The organism is Loigolactobacillus binensis, from assembly GCF_005405165.1.
In the GTDB taxonomy this organism is placed as follows: Bacteria; Bacillota; Bacilli; order Lactobacillales; family Lactobacillaceae; genus Loigolactobacillus; species Loigolactobacillus binensis.
The window spans coordinates 1-4,718 of the sequence record NZ_BJDN01000054.1 but is presented as its reverse complement, the minus strand read 5'-3'; the positions used below and the strand labels follow the sequence as shown (position 1 = coordinate 4,718).

Below are 4,718 nucleotides of genomic sequence, written 5' to 3'. Positions count from 1 at the left end.
CACCCGTAGTCTATTTGGTTTTCAATTAAAGATTGAATTGACGATATTGGTATACAATTTAGGCTTTTTTGATTTTATGACGAACTAGCACCACGCGTACATTTTATATATAATGACCGACTTTCTTCATCGTGGTAATCAAACTCAATCTTCTATCCAACTTGTTAACATGATTATGCTTATTTTTGGCATTTTGATGGGATTAGTCGCTGGGCCACTATCTAATAAATTTAAAATACTGAAATTACCAGTAGGTCTCTCAACTATCTTATTAGCAATTGCAGGTCTCTCCCTGTTCTTCTTAAGAAATAATACTGGTATTATTCTTTACGCCTTAGCTGCCGGTTTAGGAATGGGCTTATGGAACGCACTTGATAATTTATTAAACTTAAAAGTTATCCCCGATCAAAATCGTGTTGCATTTTTCTTAGGTATTTACAACTTAGGTAATACAATTACACAAGCTATCGCACCCGTTTTAGCCGCTGCCGTCATAAGTCTTTTTGGTTATTCTGGAATTTTTATTGTTTCATTTATTTTTTCCTTGATTGGTGGTATTTCAATGCTATCGATTAAATCATTAAAACGTTAGTAAGATATTTTTTAGCAATCCTTATTTAAAGTTAAGGATTGCTTTTTGTTCTCTTCAGTTGCAATCGCTTGCAACTCGCACCTATCCTCTGCTATGCTCGTGCCAACAATGGTAATTATTTATTCACCTAAATTTAGGATGGAGGTAATTAAATGACTGAAAGTTATCAATTTGATGTTTTGTACTTAGGCGCGGGGCATGGTGCCTTCGACGGGGCGGTTCCACTAGCTAATAGTGGTAAAAAAGTCGCCATTATCGAAGCGGACAAAATCGGGGGAACTTGTCCAAACCGTGGATGCAACGCGAAAATTACGCTGGACAACCCGGTTCAACTTTTACGCCACCAAGAACGCCTTGATGGCATTGTAAATGGTGACTTAAAGCTGGATTGGACTGCCAATGTAGAACATGAACACGAAGTCATCGACGGCTTGCCGGACATGATTACTGGTTTACTCGACTCTGTTGACATCGAAATTATTCACGGTCGTGGAAAATTTGTTGATGCTCACACCATCGAAGTGGATCAACAGCGCTACACCGCTGACAAAATCGTGATTGCAACGGGGCTACGTCCCCACCATCTAGATGTTATGGGCTCAGAACTTACGCATGACAGTACCGATTTTATGAACCTCAAACAGCTTCCTGAAAATATCGTAATTATTGGCGCGGGCTATATCGGCATGGAATTTGCCACGATTGCCAATGCTGCCGGCGCGAACGTCACTGTACTTTTACGCCATAATCGGGCGTTGCGCAAATTTAATCAAGATTACGTAAAACAAGTCATTGCCGACCTCGAAAAACGAGGGGTGAAGTTCATTTACAACGCTCAGGTGGATCGTTTTGAGGAAGACGGTTCTCATTTTACCGTGTCTTATAACGATCACGAAACCCTCACCACCGACTGGATTTTGGATGCTACCGGACGAATTCCTAACATCGAAAACATCGGATTAGACGAAGTAGGCGTTAGTTACAATGCTAACGGGATCGAAGTTAACGATCATCTTCAAACTAACATTGATAACATCTATGCTTCTGGTGATGTGCTTGATAAAGAACAGCCTAAGCTCACCCCGACTGCGATCTTTGAATCTAGTTATTTAACCCAACTTTTCACAGGAAAGACTACTGACGCAATCAACTATCCGCCCATCCCAACCATTGTCTTTACCTCACCACAAATCGCACAGGTTGGTATGAGCGTCGAAGAAGCTCAGCAAAATCCTGATTACACCATTAAAACTAATCATCTTCCTGACGGATGGTTCCGCCAAGTTGATAAGGAAACAATTGGTGATAACACCTTGATTTACGATCAAGACCATCATCTTGTAGGAGCAGCTGAAGTTAGTGAACATGCTGCCGATGCAATTAACGTTTTATTACCAGCAATTGAGTTTCAATATACAGCTGAACAACTAGGCCGCATCGTACCTCTCTTCCCTACTTTGGGAGCGGACGTCTGGTCACAGATTTAAAAAAACGCTGAGCCTCTTTTAAGGAGACTCGGCGTTTTTTTATTATTTAGTAAATTCAGCAATTGCATCATCAATATGTTGCCGTACTACCTCAACATGATCCATTTCATCATCTTCTACATGTGGTAAAGGATTACGTGCTCGTCCTACACTTACCCCACGTTTAGCTAAGATTAACTTCATCACATCATATAAATTACCTTTAAATGATGTCAATTTAACTGAATCATCTATTTTCGCCATAGTCCCCACCATTTTCTTGGTTTTTCTTGTTCTTCTATCCTTTTTTGAACTTTGATTTGTTCCTGCAAATTTTCCAACTTCTCTTTAAGAGCGTTCACGTTCACTTCATCTTTATATTGATTGTCTAAGTGTTTGAATTCTGTTTCCTGTGAGGGCATTTTGAGAACTTTTAATCTGTCGTTTTCTGCTTTGTATTCTTCGAGCAGTTGTTTGTCCTGTAAGGCCAATCTTTGTTGCTGATCTAGTAACTTATGTAACTCTTTCTTTTCAGATTGAATTTCTGATACTAAATTTCGAAGGAATTTCACTTCATCTTGTCCATCAACCGCATCTTTTTTGTTGTCGTCAACATCATCTTTTTGTTGACGGTATCTTGTTGACGAATTGTTTGAGAACATTGCTTTAATAGCTTTTTGCCCATCAACATCAACGTAAACAGTATTACCTTTTGTTGATGTAAATTGACGTAAATCGATTGACGCATCTCTTTTTATCTTTTGCCATATAGCCTGCTTTGAAACGCCCAATTCATCAGCAAGTTCTCTAATTGTTTTAGGCATTATTCCCAAACCCCTTTCGGAGTTCAGCAAGTGCTTCTTGTCTTGCTTGATCTCTTATTTTTTTATCATGTTCAGCCTGTTTATCAGCCAATGCTTGTTTTTCAGTGGATCCTAGTGGTAATCCTTTAACTTTATCAGTAGCGCGCCATTTTTCCTGTTCTGTTAGTTCACTATTATGCTGAATATTGAAAAGTTTTTGTCGTTCATCTTGTAATTCACCTTGTGAGAAGTCATTAGCGCCTTTCTTTTCTGGTTTCCAGGTAAATGAATACCCTATTACTGGTTTTCCACGTCCCTTGCCATATTTCTTTCTAATAGCTAGGCCTCTAAATAATGGTGTTAACTCTTCTTTGATGGGCTTTATAACATACCTATCAATATCTCCTGACTTTTTCCAATAGCTTTTGGGAATATCAAGTAATTCAAAAAAGTCTTCTTTTGATAAAAAAGCATAACCTGTTGTTCTAAAACCCTTTAACAATCTAAAGGCAGTTTTGGCGTAACTGCTTCTAAGATCTCTAAATTCCGCTAAAGCATATCTAACCCATGTATCTAAATTATTAAGAAGTGGCAAAGCATCTTTATATACTTCAACATCTACATAAGGGGAATCAGCTTCACCAACAATGCTGAATTTAGTAAACATAACAAACATCTCTCTATTTAATCCAGATTTGCTACGTCTTCCAAAATGAAGTCCCATTAGTTTTTCATAAGTTCTTTGAATATCATCTTCAAAGCGATTATTTGCAGTTGGTTTATAGTTGCTCAAGTCTTTAAGTTGTTCAAAAGAAAATCTAACTGTTTTATCCCCTTTATCACGCATACGAGAAATAATTGAAAAAAATAGATTCATTTCAATAGGGGTGAATTTACGTAAGGGAATAGTATTAAGTTCTGGATCATATTTTATAAGTTCATTGCTCATAATTACACCTCCATAACTATTATATAAAATCAACGATTGTTTATCAACGATCACTATTAAAAGCCTCGTTGATAAACAGACAAAACCTCGTTGATAAACAGACAAAACCTCGTTGATAAACAGACAAAACCTCGTTGATAAACAGACAAAACCTCGTTGATAAACTTCTGTACGCCCTGGGAGAGTAAGGCTCAATAGGGGTCTAAAAGAGGTTTAAAAGAGGTTTATAAAAGAGGTTTAAAAGAGGTACCACTGTACGAAGTCAAAACCTAGAATCAAAAAACACAAAGGAGTGAGCCAAAAACCGGCTCACATTAAACTTCAGTCGCTACGCTCCTTGCGCCTCACTCCATTCGTTGCCTAAAAAGGTGTGGCAAGCCACATTCAATACGGGCGCTGACGCCCCGAACCCCGTCCAAGCTGAGCCAGCTTAACCGCTTTTTCACTCGCCGTTAGGCAGGAAAGCAAAGTTTTATAGAAACTTTGGCTTTCGCCAATTCAGTGTTAAGACTGGTTTAGAGCTGTCAATTCCTTATGCTCCCACGCTTTGCTCGTCCGCTACCATTGACAGCAAACAGTTAGTTTTTCTGAATCTTAACAAGAATTAAGCGGCTATGTTCGTTTTTAAGGGCCTTATTTTTCGTTTTTAGCGGTTTTGAGACTGTTTATATATATTTATACCAAAGCAAAAACAAAAAGCCCTCAACAGGCTCTTAGAGGGCTAAATAACGAAGCCAGGACGATTAATAATATCTTCTTGTCTTTTTTGCAAAATATAAGTGTATAAGGAATCATACAAATTCTTTTTAATCTCGTCAGGTTCATTGACAGAAGCTTCAAACAATTCTTGAATATCAACTTGCCAAGGATCAGCAAGCATTTCATCAATTGGTTTTAATACTTTCTTT

Annotated in this window: 6 protein-coding genes; 2 read left to right on the top strand and 4 right to left on the bottom strand. The window is 38.1% G+C overall.

The window, feature by feature from the left end:
* The first annotated feature begins 112 nt into the window (after positions 1–112).
* Positions 113–592 carry an MFS transporter gene (locus FFM78_RS13425; RefSeq protein WP_137638886.1) on the top strand — a complete coding sequence of 160 codons (480 nt, stop codon included), beginning with the start codon at positions 113–115 and terminating at the stop codon, positions 590–592.
* A gap of 152 nt (positions 593–744) precedes the next feature.
* Complete coding sequence (locus tag FFM78_RS13420; protein ID WP_002831210.1) at positions 745–2,079, top strand: dihydrolipoyl dehydrogenase family protein; 1,335 nt, start codon at positions 745–747, stop codon at positions 2,077–2,079.
* Positions 2,080–2,121: 42 nt separating this feature from the next.
* Here FFM78_RS13420 and FFM78_RS13415 read toward each other — a convergent pair whose 3' ends face one another.
* The 4 genes from FFM78_RS13415 to FFM78_RS13400 form a co-directional block, all read right to left on the bottom strand.
* Positions 2,122–2,322 carry a hypothetical protein gene (locus tag FFM78_RS13415; RefSeq protein ID WP_020090466.1) on the bottom strand — a complete coding sequence of 67 codons (201 nt, stop codon included), beginning with the start codon at positions 2,320–2,322 and terminating at the stop codon, positions 2,122–2,124.
* Positions 2,310–2,882 carry a helix-turn-helix domain-containing protein gene (locus tag FFM78_RS13410; RefSeq protein ID WP_020090467.1) on the bottom strand — a complete coding sequence of 191 codons (573 nt, stop codon included), beginning with the start codon at positions 2,880–2,882 and terminating at the stop codon, positions 2,310–2,312. Before FFM78_RS13410 ends, FFM78_RS13415 begins: the two co-directional genes overlap by 13 nt.
* Complete coding sequence (locus tag FFM78_RS13405; protein WP_137638887.1) at positions 2,875–3,810, bottom strand: replication initiation protein; 936 nt, start codon at positions 3,808–3,810, stop codon at positions 2,875–2,877. Before FFM78_RS13405 ends, FFM78_RS13410 begins: the two co-directional genes overlap by 8 nt.
* Before the next feature lie 721 nt (positions 3,811–4,531).
* On the bottom strand, positions 4,532–4,718 hold a 187-nt coding region (locus FFM78_RS13400), incomplete at its 5' end, for a hypothetical protein (RefSeq protein WP_171001907.1).